Origin of the sequence: Flavobacterium frigoris PS1, assembly GCF_000252125.1 — a bacterium.
GTDB lineage: Bacteria > Bacteroidota > Bacteroidia > Flavobacteriales > Flavobacteriaceae > Flavobacterium > Flavobacterium frigoris_A.
In genome coordinates this window covers 83,470-108,105 of sequence record NZ_AHKF01000014.1, presented here as the reverse complement: position 1 = coordinate 108,105, position 24,636 = coordinate 83,470, and the positions used below count along the sequence as shown (strand labels likewise).

General features: G+C 34.8%; 21 protein-coding genes and 1 tRNA gene. 9 read left to right on the top strand and 13 right to left on the bottom strand.

Features of this window, described 5'->3' with window-relative positions:
• Window positions 1–53 precede the first annotated feature (53 nt).
• From surE to HJ01_RS05040, 5 genes are all read left to right on the top strand, one after another.
• Window positions 54–833, top strand: coding sequence for a 5'/3'-nucleotidase SurE (surE, locus tag HJ01_RS05060; RefSeq protein ID WP_007137239.1), 780 nt, complete (start codon window positions 54–56; stop codon window positions 831–833).
• Entirely contained in the window at window positions 826–1,098 is a 273-nt protein-coding gene (locus HJ01_RS05055; protein ID WP_040473706.1) for a hypothetical protein, read from the top strand. Before surE ends, HJ01_RS05055 begins: the two co-directional genes overlap by 8 nt.
• 84 nt (window positions 1,099–1,182) lie before the next feature.
• The gene (gene lpxB, locus HJ01_RS05050; RefSeq protein ID WP_007137237.1) at window positions 1,183–2,295 is read left to right on the top strand and encodes a lipid-A-disaccharide synthase; all 1,113 of its coding nucleotides are present in this window, start codon (window positions 1,183–1,185) and stop codon (window positions 2,293–2,295) included.
• A 26-nt stretch (window positions 2,296–2,321) separates the two neighbouring features.
• Window positions 2,322–2,840, top strand: coding sequence for a C40 family peptidase (locus HJ01_RS05045; protein ID WP_007137236.1), 519 nt, complete (start codon window positions 2,322–2,324; stop codon window positions 2,838–2,840).
• Between the two features lie 42 nt (window positions 2,841–2,882).
• Window positions 2,883–4,919, top strand: a complete 2,037-nt coding sequence (locus tag HJ01_RS05040; RefSeq protein ID WP_007137235.1) for a ComEC/Rec2 family competence protein — start codon at window positions 2,883–2,885, stop codon at window positions 4,917–4,919.
• Window positions 4,920–4,925: 6 nt separating this feature from the next.
• Here the strand turns inward: HJ01_RS05040 and HJ01_RS05035 are convergent, their stop codons facing one another.
• From HJ01_RS05035 to HJ01_RS05015, 5 genes are read right to left on the bottom strand one after another with little or no spacing between them, the layout of a single operon-like run.
• Window positions 4,926–5,387 (bottom strand): thioredoxin family protein, encoded by a 462-nt coding sequence (locus tag HJ01_RS05035; protein WP_007137234.1) that lies wholly within the window; start codon window positions 5,385–5,387, stop codon window positions 4,926–4,928.
• Window positions 5,388–5,432: 45 nt separating this feature from the next.
• Complete coding sequence (locus tag HJ01_RS05030; protein ID WP_007137233.1) at window positions 5,433–6,974, bottom strand: peptide MFS transporter; 1,542 nt, start codon at window positions 6,972–6,974, stop codon at window positions 5,433–5,435.
• 26 nt (window positions 6,975–7,000) lie between these two features.
• On the bottom strand, window positions 7,001–8,515 hold the full coding sequence (locus tag HJ01_RS05025) for a peptide MFS transporter (RefSeq protein ID WP_007137232.1): 1,515 nt from the start codon (window positions 8,513–8,515) through the stop codon (window positions 7,001–7,003).
• Window positions 8,516–8,541: 26 nt separating this feature from the next.
• Complete coding sequence (locus HJ01_RS05020; protein WP_007137231.1) at window positions 8,542–10,056, bottom strand: peptide MFS transporter; 1,515 nt, start codon at window positions 10,054–10,056, stop codon at window positions 8,542–8,544.
• Window positions 10,057–10,063: 7 nt separating this feature from the next.
• Complete coding sequence (locus HJ01_RS05015) at window positions 10,064–12,232, bottom strand: S9 family peptidase (protein ID WP_007137230.1); 2,169 nt, start codon at window positions 12,230–12,232, stop codon at window positions 10,064–10,066.
• A gap of 180 nt (window positions 12,233–12,412) precedes the next feature.
• Between HJ01_RS05015 and HJ01_RS05010 the strand changes: the two genes are divergently transcribed.
• Together HJ01_RS05010 and HJ01_RS05005 are read left to right on the top strand one after the other, a co-directional pair.
• Window positions 12,413–13,729 carry a hydroxymethylglutaryl-CoA reductase, degradative gene (locus HJ01_RS05010; RefSeq protein ID WP_007137229.1) on the top strand — a complete coding sequence of 439 codons (1,317 nt, stop codon included), beginning with the start codon at window positions 12,413–12,415 and terminating at the stop codon, window positions 13,727–13,729.
• Window positions 13,730–13,872: 143 nt separating this feature from the next.
• The gene (locus tag HJ01_RS05005; RefSeq protein WP_040473715.1) at window positions 13,873–14,793 is read left to right on the top strand and encodes a GYDIA family GHMP kinase; all 921 of its coding nucleotides are present in this window, start codon (window positions 13,873–13,875) and stop codon (window positions 14,791–14,793) included.
• Between the two features lie 77 nt (window positions 14,794–14,870).
• Here the strand turns inward: HJ01_RS05005 and HJ01_RS05000 are convergent, their stop codons facing one another.
• From HJ01_RS05000 to HJ01_RS04975, 6 genes are all read right to left on the bottom strand, one after another.
• Window positions 14,871–16,970, bottom strand: coding sequence for a peptidylprolyl isomerase (locus HJ01_RS05000; RefSeq protein WP_040473705.1), 2,100 nt, complete (start codon window positions 16,968–16,970; stop codon window positions 14,871–14,873).
• 107 nt (window positions 16,971–17,077) lie between these two features.
• Window positions 17,078–18,337, bottom strand: a complete 1,260-nt coding sequence (locus tag HJ01_RS04995) for a hemolysin family protein (protein WP_007137225.1) — start codon at window positions 18,335–18,337, stop codon at window positions 17,078–17,080.
• A gap of 3 nt (window positions 18,338–18,340) precedes the next feature.
• A complete protein-coding gene (locus HJ01_RS04990) occupies window positions 18,341–18,535 on the bottom strand; it encodes a hypothetical protein (RefSeq protein ID WP_007137224.1) in 195 nt (64 codons plus the stop codon).
• 17 nt (window positions 18,536–18,552) lie between these two features.
• Window positions 18,553–19,107, bottom strand: coding sequence for an LPS export ABC transporter periplasmic protein LptC (gene lptC / locus HJ01_RS04985; RefSeq protein ID WP_007137223.1), 555 nt, complete (start codon window positions 19,105–19,107; stop codon window positions 18,553–18,555).
• Between the two features lie 39 nt (window positions 19,108–19,146).
• On the bottom strand, window positions 19,147–20,400 hold the full coding sequence (locus tag HJ01_RS04980; RefSeq protein ID WP_007137222.1) for a hypothetical protein: 1,254 nt from the start codon (window positions 20,398–20,400) through the stop codon (window positions 19,147–19,149).
• Window positions 20,393–21,127, bottom strand: a complete 735-nt coding sequence (locus HJ01_RS04975; protein ID WP_007137221.1) for a type III pantothenate kinase — start codon at window positions 21,125–21,127, stop codon at window positions 20,393–20,395. The genes HJ01_RS04980 and HJ01_RS04975 overlap by 8 nt, the downstream gene beginning before the upstream one ends.
• Before the next feature lie 99 nt (window positions 21,128–21,226).
• Here HJ01_RS04975 and HJ01_RS04970 point away from each other — a divergent pair.
• A tRNA-Phe gene (locus HJ01_RS04970) sits at window positions 21,227–21,299 on the top strand.
• A 134-nt stretch (window positions 21,300–21,433) separates the two neighbouring features.
• Here HJ01_RS04970 and HJ01_RS04965 read toward each other — a convergent pair.
• Window positions 21,434–22,042: a PolC-type DNA polymerase III gene (locus HJ01_RS04965; RefSeq protein ID WP_007137220.1), complete on the bottom strand. Its 609-nt coding sequence runs from the start codon at window positions 22,040–22,042 to the stop codon at window positions 21,434–21,436.
• Window positions 22,043–23,962: a DUF294 nucleotidyltransferase-like domain-containing protein gene (locus tag HJ01_RS04960; RefSeq protein WP_007137219.1), complete on the bottom strand. Its 1,920-nt coding sequence runs from the start codon at window positions 23,960–23,962 to the stop codon at window positions 22,043–22,045.
• A 222-nt stretch (window positions 23,963–24,184) separates the two neighbouring features.
• Here HJ01_RS04960 and HJ01_RS04955 point away from each other — a divergent pair, with 222 nt between their 5' ends.
• Window positions 24,185–24,604 (top strand): helix-turn-helix domain-containing protein, encoded by a 420-nt coding sequence (locus HJ01_RS04955; protein ID WP_007137218.1) that lies wholly within the window; start codon window positions 24,185–24,187, stop codon window positions 24,602–24,604.
• Window positions 24,605–24,636 lie beyond the last annotated feature (32 nt).

The window sequence follows — 24,636 nt, the reverse complement described above, 5'->3', positions numbered from 1 at the left end:
CTGCATAAATTACCTTATCCCTGACAACATTAATCCTACTAAAAAATACAACAATGAGCAAAGTTAAACCTTTAATCTTAATTACTAATGATGATGGCGTTTCGGCACCTGGACTTCGAGCATTAATTGACGTAATGGCCGAGATTGGCGAGATTATAGTAGTTGCACCTGACAAACCTCAAAGTGCAATGGGTCATGCCATAACTACAAATAACACTTTATATTTAAACAAATTATCAAAGGAAAATGACGTAATTACTGAATACAGTTGTAGCGGAACTCCTGTCGATTGCGTAAAATTAGCAGTAAATGAAATCCTAAAAAGAAAACCAGATCTTTGTGTCTCGGGAGTCAATCACGGATCAAATTCTTCCATAAATGTAATTTATTCTGGAACAATGAGTGCTGCTGTCGAAGCAGGTATTGAAGGAATTCCAGCAATAGGTTTTTCACTTTTGGATTTTGACTGGAATGCTGATTTTGAAACTATGAAGCCTTTTATTCGAAAAATCACCGTAGAAACACTGGAAAACAAATTGCCACAAGGAGTCGTTTTAAATGTAAATTTCCCAAAACTGACAAAAGAAAACATAAAAGGAATAAAAATTTGCCGTCAGGCTAAAGCCATGTGGGTTGAAAAATTCGATAAGCGACAAACACCCCAAGGAAGAGACTATTATTGGCTTGCTGGCGAGTTCGTAAACCAAGACAAAGGAGAAGACACAGACGAGTGGGCTCTTGCAAACGGCTATGTATCCGTGGTTCCCGTTCAATTCGATTTGACTGCCTATCATGCTACACCTTTACTCAACACTTGGAAATGGAATGAATAAAAGGGACATACTAATAGGATTCATGGTCGGTCTTTTAGCTTCTTTATTAGGTAGCTACCTTTTTATCAAACTATTTACTGATTTTGATTTTACGACTGGCGCACAAACGATGAGAGCTCAAGGTTCTCTCGGCAAATTAATTACCCTCGGCAGCATTCTAGATTTAGTACTATTTGCAGTTCTATTGAAATTGAATAAGGAAATGATGGCGCGAGGTATCATTTTAGCAGTGATTTTGATTGCGATATTTACTTTGCTTATTTAAAAAAAGCCCAATAGTTTGATTCCTGTACATGCAATAACTAATTTTGTTTACAGAAATCAAATTACCAACTTACATCCTTAAAAAATGAAATACTACATTATAGCCGGAGAGGCATCGGGCGATCTGCATGGTTCTAATTTGATGAAAGCCTTATTTAAGGAAGACAAAGATGCAGACATCCGATTTTGGGGTGGTGATTTAATGCAAGGAACGGGCGGTGTTATGGTGAAGCATTATCGAGAATTAGCTTTCATGGGCTTTGTCGAAGTGCTATTTAATTTGAAAACCATCTTAGGTAACATTAAGATTTGCAAAAAAGATATCTTAGAATTTAAACCTGATGTAATTATATTTATTGACTATCCTGGCTTTAATATGCGCATCGCTAAATGGGCAAAAGAACTAGGCATCAAGACACATTATTATATTTCTCCACAAATATGGGCTTGGAAAGAAAGTAGAATTACCGAAATCAAACGAGATGTCGATAAAATGTATGTCATTTTACCATTCGAAAAAGAATTCTATGAAAACAAACATAAATTTCCAGTAGAATTTGTAGGGCATCCTTTAATAGATGCTATTCATAACCAAGCGATAGTTGACCCAATTGTTTTTAAGGATGAGAATCAATTGAATGACAAACCCATTATTGCTTTACTTCCCGGTAGCCGTAAACAAGAAATTACAAAAATGCTTTCTGTAATGTTGAGTGTTGTAGATGATTTTCCTGAATATCAATTTGTGATTGCGGGAGCGCCAAGTCAAGAATACTCTTTCTACGAAAAATTCATTTCTACTAACAACATCAAATTCATATCTAATAAAACCTATGATTTATTAAAAATTGCAACTGCAGCATTAGTTACCTCTGGAACAGCTACACTAGAAACAGCTCTTTTCAAAGTACCTGAAGTGGTTTGTTATAAAGGCAGCTGGGCTTCATACCAAATTGCAAAACGCATTATCACATTAAAATACATTTCGCTTGTCAATTTAATCATGGATGAAGAAGTGGTAACCGAATTAATCCAAGAAGATTTCAATACAAAAAACATTCGACGAGAATTACAAAAAATATTGGAGCCTAACTACCGTAAACAACTGTTGCAACAATACGATCTACTAGAAAAAAAATTAGGTGGTATAGGCGCTAGTGAAAAAACCGCTGCTTTGATAGTCGCTGATTTAAAATAACATTTAACAATCCCCAACTCTCTCTTTTGAAACAACTACTATACATATCATTATTACTTGTCTTATTTACTTCCTGTAAATCGTCCTCGCCAATAGTAACTACTAAAGAGAAGAACGCAACAAACAATACGAATATAAACGGCCGAAAAACGAACAAACTCATTGACGAAATAGTAGACTCGGCATCAAAAAATATCGGGGTTAAATACAAATATGCAGGAACAACTAAATCTGGCTATGATTGTTCAGGCTTGGTGTATTCAACCTTTAGCGAGTTTGACATAGAACTTCCTAGAACTTCAGCAGAACAGGCAAAGGCCGGAACCGATCTAGGAAAAAATACTGACGAAGCTAAAAAGGGTGATTTAATATTCTTCAAGACGAATAACCGGTCAAAAATAAATCATGTTGGGATAGTAATCGAGGCTAACAATGATGAAATAAAGTTCATACACAGCTCCACCTCAAAAGGGGTCATTATTTCTTCTACCAAACAGTCATACTACAAAAATACGTTTGCTCAGCTCAGTCGAATTTTAGAATAAAAAAATAAATTTTAGCTTGCTAAAAATCTGTACCTTAGAACTATGAAAGTACTGCAGTTCCCATTAGCGCGAATCACAATTGGCTTTATAGTGGGCATATTGGCCGCCTTCTATCTAAAACCAGAACTGACCATAGTATTTGGATCCCTGTTCGTTAGCCTAATTATCTTAGCGATTAGTTATTTTGTACAAAAAAACACGTTTACAAATACTGTTTATTTTGGTATAGGCACTTTTATAGTGTCTTTTTTTATAGGTATCACTACACAAATTATCCATACAGACTATTATAAAAAGAGCAATTACATTAATGAAAGTAGCTTTTTTGACAAACCCCATCATTTATCCGTTGTCATAAGAGAAAAAATAAAAAGCACGACTTCTAACGATCGCTATATTGCATTGATTAATCAAATCGACAATAAAACTACTTCTGGCAGAATACTTTTAAATGTACGAAAAGACAGCTTGACTCTTCCATTCGAAACTGGTACTTTCCTTCACATTACAGGAACTGCCTATAAAAATAAACCACCAAATAATCCAAATCAATTTGATTATAGCGCCTATCTACAAAAGAAACAGATTTATGCACAGCTGTATTCAGATAAAGAGTCAATCAGCATAGGTTCAGAGTATAAAAAAGACATTTGGTATTATAGTTCTAAACTAAGAACTACTATCATTCACAATCTACAAAAAAGCAATTTCAATAAAAGAGAATTAAACGTAGCCATAGCGTTAATTTTGGGACAGAAACAAGACATTTCTCCCGAAATCATACAAGATTACCAATATGCAGGCGCCATACATATTTTGTCTGTTTCCGGGCTACACATCGGCTTTATTTTACTCTTTATTACTTTTGTCCTAAAACCGATTCCGAATACACGAAAAGGTAGCCTTTTAAAACTAAGCCTTATTCTCTTCTCGTTATGCTCGTTTGCGTTAATAGCAGGATTAGCAACATCAGTAGTGCGTTCTGTCACTATGTTTTCGTTTGTAGCCATAGGATATCATTTGAGGAGAAGCGTCAACATCTATCACACAATATTAGTATCGATCTTTCTCATATTGCTTTTCCAACCTTCTTTTCTCTTTGACGTGGGCTTCCAGCTAAGCTATATTGCTTTGTTTTTTATAATTTGGTTCCAACCACTTCTTGCCTCTATATGGACCCCTAAAACAAAAGCCTTTGGATATATGTGGGGAATACTCACCGTTTCATTCGCAGCCCAGATAGGAACTTTACCTTTGAGTATCTACTACTTTCATCAGTTCCCTGGTTTGTTTTTTATAACAAACCTAGTCATTATACCATTATTGAGTGTTTTAATGATTTTAGGAGTATTGGTTATGGTCTTAGCTGCTTTTAACTTTATCCCACTTTTTCTCTCCAAGCCATTGGAATGGGGAATCTATCTACTAAATAGAATAATCAATTCGATTGCATCATTCGAGCAATTTATAATTCGTGACATTCCGTTTAACATCTATTTGATGGCTAGCTGCTATTTATTGATTCTAGCCTCTATAATTTGGTTTAAAAAACCAAGCTACCCCAAACTCATTATCGTATTGATTGCAGTGACGACTATCCAAGTTTCTTACGTGATGACGCACCACGACATTAAAAATGAAAACGAATGGGTTGTTTTTAACCTGAAAAAAAACACTATGATAACAACGCGCAATGGAGAAAATGTGGTTCTTTACTCGAATGATAGCATTCTAAAAACCGCGAAAAGCAACAGCGTATTAAAATCATATTTAATTGCTAATTTCAGTACTATAAAAAGTGAGGAAAAAATTAAAAACACCGCTTTTTTTAAGGACAATAAAATCCTTATTCTAGACAGTCTTGGAACCTATCCAAAAGACATCAAACCAGATATTATTCTCATTACGCAGTCCCCTAGAATAAATATCGACCGTATGTTACATCTCTTAAAACCAAGAATAGTCGTAGCAGATGCCTCAAACTTCAAAACGCTTCAAAAGCATTGGAAATCCAGTTGCGAAAAACAAAAAATCCCTTTTCACGCTGTTGCCGAAAAGGGATATTTCAAACTAAATTGAAAAGTATTATTTTTTCTTAAGAATTTCATTTGCAACAGCAAGCCAGGCTAAAGGACCACCAGCTACATAACCAGTATTTCCTAAGCCTTCAAAATTAACTTTACCTTCTTTATCAGAACCATTTGCAAAGTGTATTGTAGGGAATCCCTGAATACCAAAAGCTTGTTGTAATTCACCGTTTTGTTTCTTTATTTCATCACTTTGAGGCGTTCTTCTTGGGTAATCTAATTCGACAAGAACAACGTTTTCAGCTGCCCATTTTGCAAATTCAGGTGTTAGCAACACTTCCTTTTGCAAACGAATACACCATCCGCACCAGTCGCTACCTGTAAAAAACAATAGCAATGGTTTATGCTCTTTATTTCCTATAGAAATTGCTTCCTTAACATCAGTATGCCAATTAAGCTCTTGTGATTGTGCTGTAAGCATACCAAAGAATAAGAAGCATAGGATAACTGTTTTTTTCATAAAACTTTATTTTAATAATGCAATAACAAATATAATGCTATATTTTTATTTCACACCGTGCATTAACTTTTTCATTAAAGGAGATAATAGTATCATTATCAAACCAGCACCAATAGGAACAATTGTAAAAATAAGAAAGAAAGTAGTCAAACTGTACTGAGCCGTAATCGTCTCAATCATTCCTCCCATTGAACCTGCTAATTTATTCCCCATACCGATAAATAAGTAATAAACTCCGAACATTATACCAATCCAAGCTGGAGGAACTAATTTACTTACATAAGATAATCCTACAGGAGAAATACACAGCTCTCCTAAAGTATGAAATAAATAGGCCGCGATTAACCAAAACATACTTACTCGAATTACTGAATCAGTATCAATACCCATACTTCCATAAGCTAGGAAACCAAAACCTAAACCTAACAAAGTAAGGCCCAACCCAAACTTCATAGGACCTGAAAGGTTGTATTTACTTTCCCACCATTTTGAAAAAACAGGTGCAAAAACAACTATAAATAATGAATTCAGAATCCCAAACCATGTTGCAGGTACTTCTGTTCCAACTGCATTAAATTCTCTTCCTACTTTCCAAAGGACAATTCCCCAGATAATAAGGAAACTCAATGATAAAATAAGGTTACCTGTTGAATACTTCTTAAAAGTTTTAGAAAATAATTTAATCAACACATAAGTAATGATCAACAAAGGAACAATTGTCAATATTGTATCGGCAATTTTAAAAAGTGTCGCACTACTTCCAAATAACTCTCTTTGGGTGAATTTTTCAGCAAAAATGGTCATTGATCCTCCAGCTTGCTCAAACGCCGCCCAGAAGAAAACTGTAAAAATAGAAAATATCAACACTGCTATAATTCGATCACGGACAATATTTGGCGCCAAATTCTCTTTTGCGGCCTTCTCTTTTGATTCTTGTTTAGAAGCTAATGTTGGCTTTAAGCCAATGTCTCCAAAAATATTTTGAGTGAAATAAAATTGTAACATTCCGAAGAACATAAAAATTCCAGCTAAACCAAAGCCCCAGCTCCAAGAAATCTTTTCACCTATATATCCACAAAGCATTATTCCTAAGAATGCACCTGCATTAACTCCCATATAATAAAGTGAATATGCTCCGTCTTTCTTTTCTGGATGACTTTCATAAGCATTTGAAATTATAGAAGTCATATTAGGCTTAAATAAACCATTACCCACAATCAGACATCCTATACCGATGTATAAAAACAACGGCGTCTCTACAGCCATGGACGCATGTCCTAAGGTCATAGCCAACGCTCCTAAAATCACAGCCCATCTATATCCCAAATACCTATCGGCTAAAAAACCTCCAATCACTGGGGTAAAGTAAACAGACATAGTATAAGTTCCATAAAGAGCTAACGCATCTTCAATGCTCCAAGCCCATCCTCCTTTGGCAAGGGAAGATGTTAAAAACAGCACTAGCAGTGCTCGCATTCCATAATAAGAAAATCGCTCCCACATCTCAGTAAAAAACAAAACGAACAGTCCTGCCGGATGTCCCAGAACGGAATCTTTAAAAAATTGGTCTGAAGTATTTTGACTCATCTGTTTAAATTATTAGTTAAAAAATATTATTTTTCGTTATACTCAGCACCATGAGTCAAACGGTTTAGTGGTTTTAGCAACATTAAGAACAGAGCTCCAATGACAATTGTAAAAACTAAAATCCCCAAAAATACAGCATATTCTCCTAATTCACTCGCTGATTCTCCAATAATCCCAGCTACTTTATTCCCTAAACCTGTTGCAGCAAAATAAACTCCCATCATTAGCGAAGCGTATTTCACTGGAGATAATTTAGTTATAAAAGACAAGGCTACTGGCGAAATACACAATTCTCCAATGGTATGAAACAAATAGGCCATAACCAACCATAACATACTTGAAGAACCTACTTTTTCAAATTCCATAGTAGCAAAAACCATGAACAAGAATCCAAATCCCATAATAACAATACCTATTGCCATCTTGAAAATCGAAGAAGCTTCTTTTCCCTTTAATTTACGTTTAGCCCAATAAGACGCAACAATTGCGGCAAAAATGATAATAAATCCAGCATTTAAACTTTGAAACATTACTGTAGGAACTTCCATCCCTAACAACATTCTATTCGTTTTTGAGTCGGCATATAAGTTCATTAATCCCCCAGCTTGCTCATAAGCACCCCAGAAAATAATTACCATAATAAATGACAACAGTAAAACTAAGAAACGGTCTTTATCTTGCTGCGAATCTAATTCTTTATAGATCATCATCATTAAAGCAGCGATTACTGTCAAGAATATAAACAACAATCCGAATCCCCAACCTAAACTATACCATCCAAAAACGGAAACAGCAGCAAGAGCAATTGTAATAAATAATTGTGTTTGTGACTTTAATAAATTCTTGAAAAGCACACCGTATGAACTTTCATCAACGACAGCAGTTTCTTGCACTTGAAGATTACCAACTTGCGTTAAGTATTTTTGTCCCCAAACATAAACCACAAGACCTAATACCATTGCTATTCCGGCTAAACCAAAACCGGCATGCCATCCCCACTGTGCCACAATAAATCCAATAACCATAGTTGCTAAAAGCGATCCTGTATTTATTCCGATATAGAAAATACTAAATCCTTTATCTCTACGAATATCTCCTTGCGGATACAAACCACCTACCATGGTAGAAATATTTGGCTTCAATAATCCAACTCCTAAAATAACCAAACCAAGACCTGTATAAAAAGCCCAAGTATCTGTAAAAACCAGTACTCCATGTCCGATACAAAGAATTACAGCACCTAACAAAACAGCTTTCTTTTGCCCCAATAACTTATCGGCAATCATACCTCCCGGAATCGACATAACATATACTAACATCGTGTACCATCCGTATAAAGCCAACGCTTCTTGACTTGTCCACCCTAAACCAGGTCCTCTTGAATCTCCCATTGTTTCGGTTGTCATGTATAATACCAATAAGGCACGCATTCCGTAATATGAAAAGCGTTCCCACATTTCAGTAAAAAACAATATGAATAATCCAACAGGATGACCAAATAAGGTCGATTTAAAATGATCTTCAGTTGTAGTGTTTGACATAATTTATTTTTAGATTACTAATTATTTTATTTAACTTCTTGCATTAATTTTTTCACCAATGGCGAAATTGCAATTAAAACGACTCCTGCAATTAATGCATAAATTGCTAAGTCCTTATATCCATCGGCATAAACCGTTAATTTTTCAAGATTAGTTGCGTTTTCTGAAGCTTCGGCAATATTTGCTCCTAACAATCCAGCAAAGTATTGACCATATGCACTCGCTAAAAACCACATCCCCATCATTACAGCCTGAGTTTTATTTGGCGAAAGCTTAGTCATTACAGACATTCCTATTGGAGATAAGCACAACTCACCAAAAGTAATTATAAACCAGCCAAATGTAAACAAATCTAAAGAAGTTTTTCCAGTGGCATCTGCAAAGAATTTAGTGTAATAGAACACATAAAAACCTGCTGCTAGAAATAAAAATCCCAATCCAAATTTTACTACAGTGTTGGGTTCAATTTTTCTTTTGTGCATCCAAAGCCATACCAAACCTACCAAAGCAGCAAAAACAATAACAAAAAAAGAGTTAGCCGAATTATTTACTCCATTAGGATCTAAAGGAATTCCTAAAACAGTATTATTTAGGTTATGCGCAGCAAACAAACTTAACGATCCACCGCTTTGCTCAAAAAATGCCCAGAAAAAAATCGAAAATATGATGAAAACAAGCGCAGCTACTAATTTCTTATTCTCTGCTACAGAAAAATTTCTCATTTCGTAAAACAAATACAAAAGTGAAGCAGGGCCAATAATAAACATAAATATATCTGTATACTCTGTATTTGAAACCATGGTCATAATCACTGGAATGATTACTAGTGAACCGATGTAAGTAACAACTTCTAAAGTTTTCTTTTTGGATTTCTCCATATGATCCAAAGGCGAAAGTCCAATATCACCTAAACTTTTTTGTGTTTGCGTAAAAGTCAGCAAACTGATAAGCATCACAAAAGCTGCAAAGCCAAAAGCAACATTCCAACGCAGATGCTCCGGAACAATTGAAGTTAGCATCGAACCATTTGCGACAGCGATACATAAATAACCACCAATCAAGGCACCTAAATTTACTCCAGCATAAAATAAAGAAAAACCGGCATCCCTTCTGGCATCGCCCTCTTTATACAACTTTCCTACCATGGTAGAAATATTAGGTTTGAAGAAACCCGTTCCTATGATGGTAAAACTGATTCCGAAAAAGAAAAATTGTTTTGGATCGAAAGCTAAAATCATACTTCCAACAATCATCAAAATACCACCCCAAAAAAGGGATTTCCGATAACCGAGAATTTTATCGGCAAATAAACCTCCTATAAAAGTAAATGCATACACAAAAGCTTGCGTTGCTCCGTACTGCAAATTAGCAACTCTGTCATTCATAGCAAGCTCACTCACCATAAAAATCACTAACATACCGCGCATTCCATAAAAACAAAAACGCTCCCACATTTCACTAAAAAACAAGTACCACAATTGTTTTGGGTACTTGCCTTCAAAATCCTGGATTTCCTCTAAAGTAGAACTCGTAGTATTCATTTACAGACTAAAGGTTTTCTGTGATAAAATTAGTCATTTTATTGTATAACTGAATTCTAGTCATCCCACCGTAAATTCCGTGATTTTTATCTGGGTAAATCTGTGAGTCAAATTGTTTATTAGCTTGAATCAACGCTTCCATCATTTGCATAGAATTCTGAACATGTACATTATCATCACCGCTTCCATGAATCAAAAGGAATTTCCCTTTTAGTCCTGCAACATAATTAATTGGTGAATTATCATCATATCCGCTAGCGTTTTCCTGTGGAGTCTGCATGTATCTTTCTGTATAAATACTATCATAGAATCTCCAGTTAGTTACTGGTGCGACAGCAATTGCCATTTTAAAAGTATCATTCCCTTTAAAAAGGCAGTTTGACGACATAAAGCCACCGTAAGACCAACCGAATATACCTATTCTAGACTTATCTACAAATGCATAATTCCCTATTACCTTTGCAGCATCAATTTGATCTTCTACTTCATATTTCCCTAACTGTAGCTGGGTTACTTTTTTAAAATCGGCGCCTTTAAAACCAGTTCCTCTACCATCAACACAAGCAATTATATATCCTTGTTGAGAAAGCATCATAAACCAATAGTCGTTTGCTGAGTTCCATTGATTAGCCACTTGTTGTGACCCAGGTCCTGAATATTGATACATAAAAACAGGATATTTCTTTGAAGCATCAAAATCTTTAGGCTTAATAATCCAAGCGTTTAACTCATTCCCTTTTTCTGTTTTTAAAACAAAAAATTCTTTGGATGGCAAATCAAACTCTTTCAATTTTGTCGCCAATGCTTTATTGTCTTCAATAACCTGCAATTGTTTACCTAACTTCGCTTCGTTTAAAGTGTAAGTTGTAGGTTGTGTTGCGCTAGAGAAGGTATTGATGTAATATTGAAAGTTCGGGCTAAATGTTGCGTCATTCGTTCCAACTTGATTCGACAATGCTTTTTTGCTTTTTCCATTCAAAGCAATACTATAAACAGCTCTATTAATTGAACCATTTTCGGTAGACTGATAAAAAATCGTATTTGCTTTTTCATCAAAACCATAATAAGAAGTCACTTCCCAGTTCCCCTTTGTTAATTGGTTCTTCAACTTTCCGTTTTTATCGTATACATAAATATGATTAAAGCCGTCTTTCTCACTAGTCCATATAAAACTATTGTCTTTTAAAAAGGTCAAATTATCAGTAACATCTACGTAAGCTTTATCTTTTTCATTCAACACTACTTTTGACGTTGCTGTAGTACCATCAATAAACAATAAGTCTAAATTATCTTGGTGGCGATTCAAAACCTGAGCCGACAACACATTAGAATCATTCGTCCATTGCATGCGTGCAATATAAAAATCAGTATAATTGCCTAAATTAACTTTCTTAGTAGCTGCTGCTGCAACATCATAAATATGTAATGAAACAAGAGAGTTTTTCTCCCCTGCTTTTGGATATTTGAATGTTTCAATCGTAGGATACAACGATTTTCCAAATTTTGACATAGAAAATTCAGGAACTTGACTTTCGTCAAAACGAATATAAGCCAGCTTTTGACTATCGGCACTCCAATCAAAAGCCTTTACAAAAGCAAATTCTTCTTCATAAACCCAGTCCGTAATACCGTTTATAACTGTATTTTTCTTACCGTCAGTGGTAATTTGAGTTGATTTTTTTGTTTTCAAATCATACACATAAAGATTATTCTCTTTTGCGTAGGCAATCTTTTTACCATCTGGCGAAAAAGTAGGTTCCTGTACTTGAAAGTCGAACAACTTAGTTAATTCTTTATTAGTCGTATTGTATAAGTAGTAATCTGCTGTGAAGGAATGTCTAAAAATCTGATTTGAATTAAAAGCCAACAAAATCATTTTTTCAGTATCGTCAAACGTATAGCTTGAAAGATTTGGTAAATCCTTAGAAAATTTACTTGTATCGAATAAAGTACTTGTTTTTTTTAGAGTTGCAAAATCAAATAAATCAATTTGCTGCTCTCCGTCTTTATCTTCATTCAATACTGTATATTGATTTGTGTTTTTCAAAGAATGCAGTTCGTCCATCCCTTGGGCACGAAAAGCACCCATATAAATTTTTTCAACTGAAATTTTTTGCTGTCCAAAAACACTGAAACACAAAAATAAAAATAAGACCGAAAATTGTTTAGAATTCATACTATTGATTTATATGTAAAAAAGAGTCCAATTTTAATGAAAAATTTACAATTATCTCACATTTCATGTGTTAAATGTTGAAAAATATATTCTAAAAAGCCCTTTAATGACCACAATTAAATGCCTACAAAACCACTAAAAATGTATCTTTGCACCTAATTTTACTATAATCTATTGAAAATGAATAACCCTGTAACCGGCTTTTCAAAATTATCCAAAGAAGAAAAAATTAATTGGATTGCCAAGGAATACTTCTCAACACCTGCTGAAGCAATCATTTTACTGAAAAACTACTGGAATTCAGATGAAAAAATACAAAAGCTACACGACGAATTCATTGAAAACACCATAACTAATTTCTACATCCCTCTTGGAGTCGCCCCAAATTTCCTAATTAACGGAAAATACAGCACGATTCCCATGGCGATTGAGGAAAGCTCTGTTGTTGCTGCGGCATCTAAATCAGCTAAATTCTGGTCTACCCGGGGAGGCTTTAAAGCAACTGTGTTGAATACCGAAAAAATCGGCCAAGTCCATTTTATATTCAAAGGAGACATTTCGAAACTAGAATTGTTCTTTGTTCAAACCAAAGCAAAATTTTTTGCAGAGACAGAAAGCATTACTAAAAACATGCAAAAACGTGGCGGTGGTATTCTTGATATTGTCTTGAACGACAAAACAAACCTACTACCTAATTATTTTCAACTTCATGCCACTTTTGAAACAAAAGACAGCATGGGAGCAAATTTCATCAATTCTTGTTTAGAGCAATTTGCCAAAACATTAAAAGAAGAAGCGCTGACTTACACCCTGTTTTCTGAAACTGAGAAGGACATCCAGGTAATCATGAGTATTCTTTCTAATTATGTCCCTAACTGTATTGTAAGAGCCGAGGTTTCCTGCCCTGTCAATGAATTAGCCGAAAAACATATTGAAAATCCACAAGATTTTGCGGAGCGATTTGTGCAGGCGGTTCAAATTGCAGAAGTGGAACCTTTTAGAGCCGTTACACATAATAAAGGAATCATGAATGGAGTTGACGCAGTAGTATTGGCTACAGGAAATGATTTCCGTGCAGTTGAAGCAGGAATTCATGCTTACGCTGCTAAATCAGGTCAATATTCTAGCTTGTCACATGCTAAAATTGAAAATGGCCTTTTTACATTTTGGTTAGAAATCCCACTAGCTTTAGGAACAGTGGGCGGACTCACCTCTTTGCACCCCTTGGTAAAACTATCACTAGAGATGTTAGAAAACCCCTCTGCCAAAGAATTAATGCAGTTTGTTGCCGTTGCCGGTTTAGCACAAAACTTCGCTGCTTTACGCTCACTGACTACAACAGGCATACAAGACGGCCACATGAAAATGCATTTAAACAACATTCTGAACCAATTTGACGCTAGTGACGACGAACGCATTTTGATTCGAAAACATTTTAAACATAACGCTGTTTCCCACAGTGCAGTTGTTGAAATGATTGAAAATCTTCGAAAATAATAATAAAAGCTCTTCCCGTACACAATGCTGAAAGCCGAACTAGTGCAGCAATCCAATAAACTTTTACTACTATTATAAAAATCAAGCAAAGGATGTCGGCGATATCGGGAATAAAAAAACATACTGAAATAAATTCAGCATCAATGAAAAAAACATTCTACAGCAACGGAAAACTTTTGATTACAGGAGAATATCTGGTTTTAGACGGCGCCACAGCATTTGCATTACCTACAAAATTTGGACAAACCCTAATTGTGGAAGAGGGAACGAAGCAAGAAATATCTTGGATAAGTTGTGACGCCGATGGAAGCATCTGGTTTGAAGACAGCATATCTTTCTCGGAAATAATGAATCCATCTTTTTCAGAAAAAGAAACCATAAAGACCACTTTAGTCACGATTCTACATGAGGCTTATTTATTAAATACAGGCTTTATAACAAATTCAAATGGCTACCAGATAAAAACCGAACTGACATTCGCTAAAAAATGGGGATTAGGCACTTCATCTACCTTAATCAATAATATTGCACAATGGCTACAAATTGACGCTTTCAAACTGCTTAAAACAAGTTTTGGCGGTAGCGGTTACGATATTGCCTGCGCACAAAACAACAGCCCGATCTTGTATCATCTTGACAAAGGCGAACCTATTGTCGAAAAAGTCACTTTCAATCCAATCTTTAAAAACAACCTTTACTTTGTCTATCTGAATAAAAAACAAAGCAGTAAAGCCTCTATTGCACAATACCGAAACAACATAGCCTACAATTTAGATAAAAGCATCGGTACGATTGACAAGATCACACAAGATGCGTTAAGCGCCAAAACCATCACCTCTTTTGCGCAAGCAATCGTAAAACACGAAACAGAGATGAGTCACCTCCTAGAGACAAAAACCGTCAAAGAAGGCTTGTTTAATGATTTTGAAGGGGAAATAAAAAGCCTAGGCGCTTGGGGAGGAGATTTCATACTTGCAATTACTCAAGCCAATCCAACTGATTATTTTACTAAAAAAGGATACAACACAATTTTAACCTACGAAGAAATGATACTGCAGGATTAACTTTAAAAAATAAGCATAAAAAAACTCGATACTTAGTATCGAGTTTTTTTATGAAATAATAACAACTATATCTTTTCCTAGTAATTGAACTGCTTTCTATTGTCTTTAATTTCAGCATTGTCTTTTAAGGCAGGTAAAACTCTGTTTACATCACCTGCTGACTGAGCCTTCAATTGTGAAACATATGGAGCGTGATCCTTCAAAGCTGCTGCTTTTACAGTGCTAACATTTTTCACAACATATACTCCTGTGTTTCCTTCAATTGTTGCCGATAATTTACCTGCTGCTAACGCAAACGCATTTCCAACTACTTTCGGCTCTTGACCAACACCTCCTGCTAAAACTGGATTTTGCATTGTCACATCAGTAGCTTGTTGTACTGTAGACCCAACTCCTTTTGCAATAGCTTCTAAAGAAGAACCTGACATTTTAGCTTTGATCAATTCTGCTTTCTTCTTGTTTTTAAGGATAGGCTCAACATAAGCTCTAACCTGAGATATAGGAGCTAATCCTGAGTTATCTATATTTTTAACAGTTGCAATAACGTGTCCTACGTTAGCAACCTCAAATCTCTTAACCGTACCTACTTTAGTATCACCTTCAAAAGCCCATCTTACAATCGATCTTTGGTTTCCTAAAGGACCAAAATTCTCATCCATTACTTTAACAGTCGCAGGAACTTCAACTTTAAGTCCCATTTCTTTTGCTACTTTGCTAAAACCTTTATCCGCAGATTCCATTTCAAATTTAGTCGCTTGCGTAAACATTTTATCTGAAGTAGCTTCAGAAGCTTCAATTTTTAAAGCAATAGTTGCTAAACGAATTCCATCTTGCTTGTCAGTAATTTTGATAATATGAAAACCAAAAGGAGTTTCAACCAAACCTACTTTACCAATACCATTATTGAAAACAAAATCATTAAAAGGTTTCACCATTTGGTTTGGACCAAAATAACCTAAATCTCCACCTTGTTGTGCTGAAGAATCATCCGAATTTGAAAAAGCTAACATCATGAAACTTTCAGGGTTTGCCTGAACTTGCGCCAAGACTGCTTCTGCTTTCGCTTTGGCCTCTTCTTTATTTCTTTTTTCTTTTTGATTAGGTACTTGTGCGCCTTCATAACTAATTAAGATATGACTTGCTTTTGCATTTACTCCTGATTTCTTACCTAAAGATTTTGAAAGAGCATAATAATTTCCAAAAATATAAGGTCCGTATACCTCGCCTGGTGCTAGATTAAACAATTGATCTGCATCGATAGCAGGCAATTCTTTTTTAGCGATATAAGTAGAATCGTAAGGAACATCTGAATTTGAATTCACAAAATCAATTGTGTTTTTAGCTGTTTTAAACCCAGACAAAGTATCATTTTTCCCTGTCGTTTGATTGTAAACAACACTACCAGATAACAATCCGTTAATTCTTGATTTAACTTCTGACTCATCTTCTTTTGAAGCTTTATCCTCAATCAAAACATATTCCACTTCGCGAGTTTCATCTGCTTTAAATTTCTTTTCGTTTTTCTTCATGTAATCCATAATCTCAGCATCAGTAACTTTTACGTCACTATCTTTGATAGTAGAATACAATCCGGCAACATAAGCGAAATTCACTTTGTTTGCTTCCATTTCATATTTCAACTTCCCTTCACTCTCTGTTGTAAAAAGACTTGATTTTATCATCGTATTATAGATCTGAAACTTTGCATTTAGCTCGGCATCTTTCTCTCTTTCTACTAAATATTGTGCTTGCGCAGGGTTTGATTTGAAATACTCTTTAAATTTAGCAACATCAAATATTCCAGCAGCATTCAAAAACATTGGATTTTTCCCAATATTTTCATCTGCTTTCAATACTTCCATTAAATGCTTTTCACCAACTCTTAAACCTAACTTTTCAAATTCAGATGTCAACAAAGCAACTGATACTTCTTGATCCCAAACTCTGTTTGCTGCTGCTGTAGAAGTGATCCCTTGACCGCTTTTTTCAACATTACTCACTTTGATTCTAAAATCCTCAAAAGAAATATCTTTCCCATTGATACTACCTACGTCTTTTGATGTACTGCTGAAACCACCACTGTTAAATAAATCACCAATGATAAAAGCAAATAAAGCGAATGCAATAACTGCAATCATTAATGCGGAACGTTGTCTAATATTTGATAAAACTGCCATTTTTATTGTTGTTAATTTGATATTCAGTTTGCGAAAATACAATTATATGATTAATAATTATACTACAAGCGTTTTATTTTACAAAAAAAATATTTTTCTAAAATAAATCACTCTTTTACGGTCATTTTAACCAATTCTATTTTTTTGTTTGTGGCTTCTTCAATTACGAAATGATAAGTTCCTATCGTAATTACTTCCCCTTTTAACGGTATATCATTAGTAAAATCGACGATAAAACCGCCTAATGTCCCATACGAATCACTTTCAGGAATATTAAGTTTATAGGTTTGATTCAAATATTCTACATCAAATCGAGCCGAAAAAATATAAGTATCATCTCCCAATTCCTTCTCTATGAGCTCTTCATCAGAATCGTGTTCGTCTTCTATTTCACCAAAAAGCTCCTCCACGATATCTTCAATCGTAACAATACCTGAAGTCCCTCCGTATTCATCCAGCACTACCGCTACGCTTTTGCGTTTTTTGGTTAGCAAATTCATGACGTCTTTTATATAAATTGTTTCCGGAACAAACTCAACAGAAATTACAATCGCCTTGATATTTTTGGGTTTTTTAAATAAATCATAAGAATGCACATAACCAACAATATCATCCAATGAATTCTCATATACCACGATCTTCGAGTAGCCTGTTTCTATAAATAATTCCTTAAGCTCCGATATCGAATCAAACAAATCGATAGCTACGATTTCAGTTCTAGGACTCATCACATCCCTAGCTTTAACTCCCGAAAACTCCAATGCATTTTGAAACATTTGGATTTCTGAATCAACGTCGTCGTCGTCGTCAACAGTACTCATTTGTTCGACAATATAGTTCCCCAATTCTATCTTGCTAAAATAGAGCTGCACTTGATCGCCGTCAGACCCGAAAAACTTCTTCAATATAAAATCCGAAACCCAGATAAAGAATGAAGAGATCAGATAAAACAAAATGTAAAACACGTACGCTGGTATTGCAAAAAATTTAATTAGGGTATTAGCGTATATTTGAAAAAAAACCTTTGGTAAAAATTCAGCCGTTATCAAAACAAGTAACGTTGACAGGAATGTCTGTATAAGAAGATTCAGTAAATCTGAAAAATGATACTGAAACGAATCAATCCAGTTCATTAATAGTTCTCCCATTAGAAAACCATACACCACTAAGGCAATATTGTTTCCAATAAGCATAGCTGCAATGAATTTTGATGGTTTTTCGGTAAGTTTTGTAAGTATCTTAGAGAGAAAGTTATCTTGTTTTTTTTCAATTTCAAGATAAATTTTATTGGAGGAGATAAATGCGATTTCCATTCCTGAAAAAAACGCACTTAATATTAAACATAGTATTATTATACCAATTCCCATATATTAGGATTTGCTATTTCGATCTTCCATCTTTTTCGCGAATTTTCTTCTAAAGAAAAACATGAAAATTGCCAGCCCACCAATCATAAAGCTCAACCATGGCGTCGCTTCAGGATCATTCCACTTTGCCATTCCTTCGTAAATGAAGTATAATGCAAAAATAAGGTAAATATAAGGTGTGAATTTTAAATAGCCCATAATCTAATTTTTTAATATTATTCAGCGGAATCGAATTCGCCCATTATTCTTTGTGAGTTGATAATTTTAAAATCTTTACTAAAATCGATTCCTTGTCCGTTTGACGATCCTTTTAAATCTGTAAATTTAAACTTTTTTTCAGTAAAAAACCACTCATTCTTCTGATCGTAATACAATTGTTCCGTTTCAAGTGTCTGCCCATTCTGTGAGACGATTTTCACTTTCCCCTGTAAATCTATGATTCCTGTAAGTTTATAAGATACTGCGTAATTTGAAGTCACGCGTGTTGTTTTGGCTTTATCGTCATACAAAGTAACATCAATGCCTTTTGGAAATTCCGTAAAAGGAAAATCAATACTGGAATAATCCAACATTTTAGGACTGAGCAACACCACTTTTATAAGACCAGAATCAGTATACTTCAAATTTACATTATCTGCATCTCCGCTAGGCACGAACTCGGTGAAATTTATCTTCTGCACCTCTTTGAATTTGCTTTCGCAACCAAAAAACATAGTCACAGCAAAGGCTGTGACTACGGGAACTATTTTATATTTTTTTAATAAAATCATACGTCAAGAATGACAAAGTGATATGTTATTATTTTAATCTTAGTCAAATTTTCTTTGTTGAAACCATTTATCATTAAGAGAAAAGCCTACACTAATTTTAGCGTAATTTTCTTGAACCAAACCTGCATTTGTCGTCCCTCTTTTACCTAATTCAAAACCTATATTTACATTAGAAGCATAGGTTCCAGTAATTGGCAAACCTAAACCTAATGTGAATCCCATATCGTTTATCGATTCTGAATTAACAACTAGTCCCGTTTTTTCATATTTCAAACCTCCTCTATAAACAATCCTTTTGGTATAGCTAGAAAAAGAGTTGTAATTTGGAATATAATAACCTCCCAAGCTTACACTTCCATATTTCCCATAACCTACATTACCTGCATCATTATAAGCATTAGCTTGAGCCGCAGTTTTTTGATAAGCAATCTTACCTCCTACAAGCCATTTCTTAGATTCTCCAATACCTGCACTCAATGAGAATTTTCCTGGAAATAGTAAATCAACATTACTACTTTGCTCTTCTAAAACATCAACTACAGACAAATTAAATCCTGAATTGTATATAACCGTAGATATGTTTCTAGTATTTTCAGACTTCAAAGTGTTTTCAATTGTGTAATTCAAACCACTGTATAGCGTTAGCTTTTTATTAATATTTGTTTGATACATTGCACCAATATTAAAATTAACACCAGACAAAGTCGAAGTGTTCATTTCACGAGTTCCCACAGGAACTTCAGTGATAAACTCTAGACTATTAGTTTCTATTTTTCCGAAATTATAATGCACATCAGCACCAACGCTAAATTTTGGAGTAACCTTATAACCAATACCTAAAAACGCCTTATTAACACCACCAGTACCACTATAACGTCTGTTATTTGAGTTAACATCTTCAGAAATCGATTCTATTTTATAACCAACAGAAGAGTAAGGAATCAATCCAAAACCAACACCCCATTTCCCCAAAGGCAATCCTACAGCAAGGTAATCTAAGGTTGTTCTTTTTGCACTTTCAGTTTTACTGTCTGATTGTAATTTTACTGTATTCAAAGTCCCTCCAATAGTAAAGGTAGTAAGTTTCAAATGCGCAAAACTTGCAGGGTTTTCTAAATTAATATGAATACTGTCTTGCTCTACCGCTACTCCGGCCATAGAACGGCTTTCTACCGTTCCCTTAAATCTTATATCTCCAATTCCGTAATAAGAATAAGGAGATGCAGTCCCTTCCTGGGCGAAGGAAACTAACGACAAAAGCAAACACACGCTTACTATAATTTTTTTAATCATTGTTGATTTTATATTGAAATGTTTGATTCAAACTTTCTATAAGAAAATTTGAATTGGCAAATATGGTATTTTTTAATCGTTTAGCCAAAAATTCTGTGTCCCCACCCGTTAAAATTATTATAAAATTTGAATAAAGTCCCCTATATTCATCGATAAAACCATCAATCTCATAGACCAATGCATTAACAACACCGGAATGAATTGAATGAGAAGTTGATGTACCAATAAAATGCTTTGGACTTTCCAGTTGAAGCAAAGGAAGTTTGGAAGTATAATTATGCAATGATTCGTAACGCAAACGTAAACCAGGAGAAATAGCCCCACCAAGATAGGTATTGTTTTGATCAATAAAATCATAGGTCACGCAAGTTCCTGCGTCAATGACCAATCTGTTCTGATTAGGAAACTGTAATGTTGCTCCGGCAGCAAGAACCATGCGGTCAACCCCCAGTGTTTGCGGAGTTTCATATTGATTAACAAAAGGAAAAGGATCGTTATGAGTAACAAAATGCACAATCAACTCCTTGTTAAAAACCAAAAAAGATTCTTTTTCGACATTTCCAACGGAGGCAACTACTAAATGAGTAGTTTTTTCAAATTTTTTTAAAATGTTTTCAATATTTTTTTCAAGCTCATTTTTCAAAAAAACAAAATGTTCGATAAGTATATCACCCTCAAAAACAGCGGCTTTTATTCTAGTATTCCCTACATCAACAGTTAAAATCATAATTCCAATTTTGAATTCGCGAAGGTACGAATTGATTTTTTTAAAAAAATGTATTGCACAAACAAAAAAACATTCTATATTTGCACCCGCAACAAGCACGGTACCTTAGCTCAGATGGTAGAGCAATGGACTGAAAATCCATGTGTCCCTGGTTCGATCCCTGGAGGTACCACAAGACCCAAACAGAAATGTTTGGGTTTTTTGTTTTTATTCTAATTTGATTTATAAAAAACACTTTCCGCTTAGAATCAATTATATAAATGGTAGTAGATTAGAACTTCCATTTTGCAAAACAGCTACGCTCTCCTACTTATTTTTAAGTCGCAAAAAAATCAAGGCCGTAATAAAGGCATCCCCTGCAGCAGTATGCCGGTCACTTTTTTGAATTTTAAAAATTTGACATAATTCATCCAGACTAGAGTGCTGGTCTTCTGGTAAACCTTTAAATTTTTGGTACATTATATCGGTATCCATATTGTGATTTTTGAGTTTCCCCAAACCCATCCGCTGTAATGCCGCATTCACCATATTGACATCAAAACGTACATGATGACCGACCAAAGTGGAATCTTTAACAAAATCAAGAAACCGAATTATCGCTTGAGTTTCGGTTAGTTTTTTTTCTTTCCCATCCTTCAAAATACCGTGAATGGAAACTGATTCCGTTTTAAAAACATCCTGCTGCACAAAAACCTCTAAATAATCATTCACTATAATAGAATTCCCTGAAATCGCTATCGCGCCAACGGACAAGATCACATCGCTTCGCACATCTAAACCTGTTGTTTCAGTGTCAAAAACCACATACCGTTTTTGATAGTTTTTATCTGATCTAGACTCAAAGCAGGCCAAATATTCTTGCCAAAATTCAGGATAGTTTTTCTTGTCTTTTTTAAACCAATTAAATAAAATCATCTAAGTAAAATAAGTAAGTTGGAAACGAGTTCTTAAGATCTCTTGAACATCACTAATGGGGTGAAAAGCATTTTTAAGTTTCACCTTATCTAATTTTGTCAGTTTATTTAGGTCTAAATACCTTCCTCCTGAATCATTTGCAAAACCTTCCTGCGTTCTGAATTTTAGCAAAACAGAAAACGCTTCAGAACAGGCTTCATAAATCGCGGTGTTTTGCGGCTCTAAAACAGCTAATTCCTTAAACCTTACGAGTGTATTATTTACACCTGTAATTTCCTGATTCAAAGACAATAACCTAGCTGCATCAATCAAAGGCATTAATCCCCGACTTTTTACATCAAAAGTGTCCTTATGCTCCCCGTCCCTCTCTACCAAGAACTGCCTGAAGAAACCTAACGGAGGTGGGCTTTTTAAGGCATCACTTCCCAAATAAGCAAAGAAAATCTGGTTGTTACTTACATTTTTAAAGATAGCAGAAGTAATCGCTTCAACCAACTCTTTCTTACCATATACAAAGTCATAATCAAAAAAAATGGAACACATAAGAACTCCTTTCTCACCCGGACTATGTATCCAAGTGTCATATTGAGCGTTCCATTCTTTTAATGACTTACACCACAATGGATTACTAGCCATCATATCTGCCGGACAAAATTCATACCCAACAACATTTAAAATATTCGTTACATTATTAGCTAGTTGTAGAAAATACTTTTTAATAGCATCATATCTTTCTTCCACTACATCTTCAAAAACCAAAGCATTATCTTGATCCGTCAATAACAACTGCTCTTTTCGTCCCTGACTCCCAATATTTAACCAAGCAAAGGGCACAGGAGGCTCCTCCCCCATTTTCATAATTGACAATTCAATTGCCCTACTCGTAATTGCCTTATTAATTTCACCCACAATCTGACAGAGATGTGCTATTGGAATATTTTCATCCAATGCATTTTTGATTAATTTGGTAAGATTTTCCCTGACTACTTTAAGCTCATGCGCACCTTCAGCACGTTTCGTTTGTTTCACCAATACTCCCGGATTATTTGCCTGAGCCACCACAACATCATGCTCAGAGATAATACCTATAATTTCAGATTCACTGCTGCCATCTGAAGTCACACACAAATGACCAATATTATGCTGGAGCATCATCAACTGGGTTTCAGCAACAGATCCGTTGGCCTTAACGGTAACAACAGGTACGGACATAATCTGCTCAGCGCTACTTTCTATAGTAAACAAACCAGTGGCTATTTTAGAACGCAAATCTTTATCGGTTATAATACCAATGGGAAGTTGGTTTTCCTGAATAATAACACTCCCTATTTTACGTCGCGTCATCGTTTCCGCTATTGATTTCACAGAATCCATTTTATTGGCTGTAATAGGATTTGCGCTGTATGAAATAGGTTTGAAATATTGAATCGTGTCCTCCCGTTCATTATAACTTACACTTTCAGAAATTAGCTTTCCCTTGTTTTCCTTATCGTAGGGGTTGCGCGTATTAGAGGCAAAACTCTCCAATAAAAAACTAGAAACCTCTGAGTTTTCAAATATATAAGGTTTAAAAACAGCTATAGGAATGGCATATAGTAGACTTTCCTCGCTCGCTTCGGCAGTCATTAGGTAAGCATCCTTTGCAAAAAAGGGTCGTAAACCAACAATATCGCCTTCGTCACATTCGTCGATAAGAACTTTCTCTGTATCATAAATAACCGATAGCGCAACCGCCCCATCTTTTACAATATAAAAAAAGGAATGAGGCTGGTCATTAATATTAAAAAGGACTTCTTTTTTTTCCAAATGAAGAACTTGCGACTCCTTTGATATAGCAATTAAATCGACCAAGCTAAGACTACAAAAGGGAGGGTGATTTTTAAGAAAATCTGCAATCCGTTCAGCTATTGAATTTTTCATAAACAGTTTATTAATATTTAAAAATACAAAAAAAAATGCTCGTATCTAAGTCGCAGTCTTTTAAAAGCAATTTACTCTCAAATACAAAAAAACACAGTTTTTTGCCATAATTATATTAAATTTTCAATATAAATAAGGCTTCCGCAAATATTTAGTCTTTTATTTACAATATTACTTTAAACATAAGTGCTAATTTACTATATTTATGCAAAATTTATATACATGGAGATTTTAGCCTGTCCGAAATGCCAAGGGAATCAAATCATAAAAAGCGGCGTCATTAACAGTAAACAAAGGTATTTATGCAAAAAATGCAACTATTTTTTTACTGTCAATAAAATTGGAAAAAAAATAGACGACTACTATGTTACCAAGGCATTACAATTATACCTTGAAGGGCTTAGCTACCGTGAAATAGAACGTATAATCGGGGTCTCGCATGTCACCATCAGCAATTGGGTAAAATCGTTCAACATAAAGAAGCCCTCCCATGCCAACTACCACCCCACCTATAAGATATTTAACCATTTAGAGCTTATAGAATATATAAAAAACAAAGATTTACTATCTGGCGCCGGCATGATAATAACTGAACTAGGCGACAAGTTCATGCTTATAAAGTGGGAACGTTTCAAGGATTAGCTATAGTACTTTACAATTTCATATATCATAAT

Coding starts and splice junctions, on each gene's coding strand:
- HJ01_RS05040 (WP_007137235.1), top strand. CDS start 2,883: ATGAAAGTACTGCAGTTCCCATTAGCGCGAATCACAATTGGCTTTATA.
- HJ01_RS04955 (WP_007137218.1), top strand. CDS start 24,185: ATGGAGATTTTAGCCTGTCCGAAATGCCAAGGGAATCAAATCATAAAA.
- HJ01_RS04965 (WP_007137220.1), bottom strand. CDS start 22,042: ATGATTTTATTTAATTGGTTTAAAAAAGACAAGAAAAACTATCCTGAA.
- HJ01_RS04995 (WP_007137225.1), bottom strand. CDS start 18,337: ATGGGAATTGGTATAATAATACTATGTTTAATATTAAGTGCGTTTTTT.
- HJ01_RS05010 (WP_007137229.1), top strand. CDS start 12,413: ATGAATAACCCTGTAACCGGCTTTTCAAAATTATCCAAAGAAGAAAAA.
- HJ01_RS05025 (WP_007137232.1), bottom strand. CDS start 8,515: ATGTCAAACACTACAACTGAAGATCATTTTAAATCGACCTTATTTGGT.
- HJ01_RS05020 (WP_007137231.1), bottom strand. CDS start 10,056: ATGAATACTACGAGTTCTACTTTAGAGGAAATCCAGGATTTTGAAGGC.
- HJ01_RS05015 (WP_007137230.1), bottom strand. CDS start 12,232: ATGAATTCTAAACAATTTTCGGTCTTATTTTTATTTTTGTGTTTCAGT.
- HJ01_RS04990 (WP_007137224.1), bottom strand. CDS start 18,535: ATGGGCTATTTAAAATTCACACCTTATATTTACCTTATTTTTGCATTA.
- lptC (WP_007137223.1), bottom strand. CDS start 19,107: ATGATTTTATTAAAAAAATATAAAATAGTTCCCGTAGTCACAGCCTTT.
- HJ01_RS05000 (WP_040473705.1), bottom strand. CDS start 16,970: ATGGCAGTTTTATCAAATATTAGACAACGTTCCGCATTAATGATTGCA.
- HJ01_RS05005 (WP_040473715.1), top strand. CDS start 13,873: ATGAAAAAAACATTCTACAGCAACGGAAAACTTTTGATTACAGGAGAA.
- lpxB (WP_007137237.1), top strand. CDS start 1,183: ATGAAATACTACATTATAGCCGGAGAGGCATCGGGCGATCTGCATGGT.
- HJ01_RS04975 (WP_007137221.1), bottom strand. CDS start 21,127: ATGATTTTAACTGTTGATGTAGGGAATACTAGAATAAAAGCCGCTGTT.
- HJ01_RS04960 (WP_007137219.1), bottom strand. CDS start 23,962: ATGAAAAATTCAATAGCTGAACGGATTGCAGATTTTCTTAAAAATCAC.
- HJ01_RS05035 (WP_007137234.1), bottom strand. CDS start 5,387: ATGAAAAAAACAGTTATCCTATGCTTCTTATTCTTTGGTATGCTTACA.
- HJ01_RS05055 (WP_040473706.1), top strand. CDS start 826: ATGAATAAAAGGGACATACTAATAGGATTCATGGTCGGTCTTTTAGCT.
- HJ01_RS05030 (WP_007137233.1), bottom strand. CDS start 6,974: ATGAGTCAAAATACTTCAGACCAATTTTTTAAAGATTCCGTTCTGGGA.
- surE (WP_007137239.1), top strand. CDS start 54: ATGAGCAAAGTTAAACCTTTAATCTTAATTACTAATGATGATGGCGTT.
- HJ01_RS04980 (WP_007137222.1), bottom strand. CDS start 20,400: ATGATTAAAAAAATTATAGTAAGCGTGTGTTTGCTTTTGTCGTTAGTT.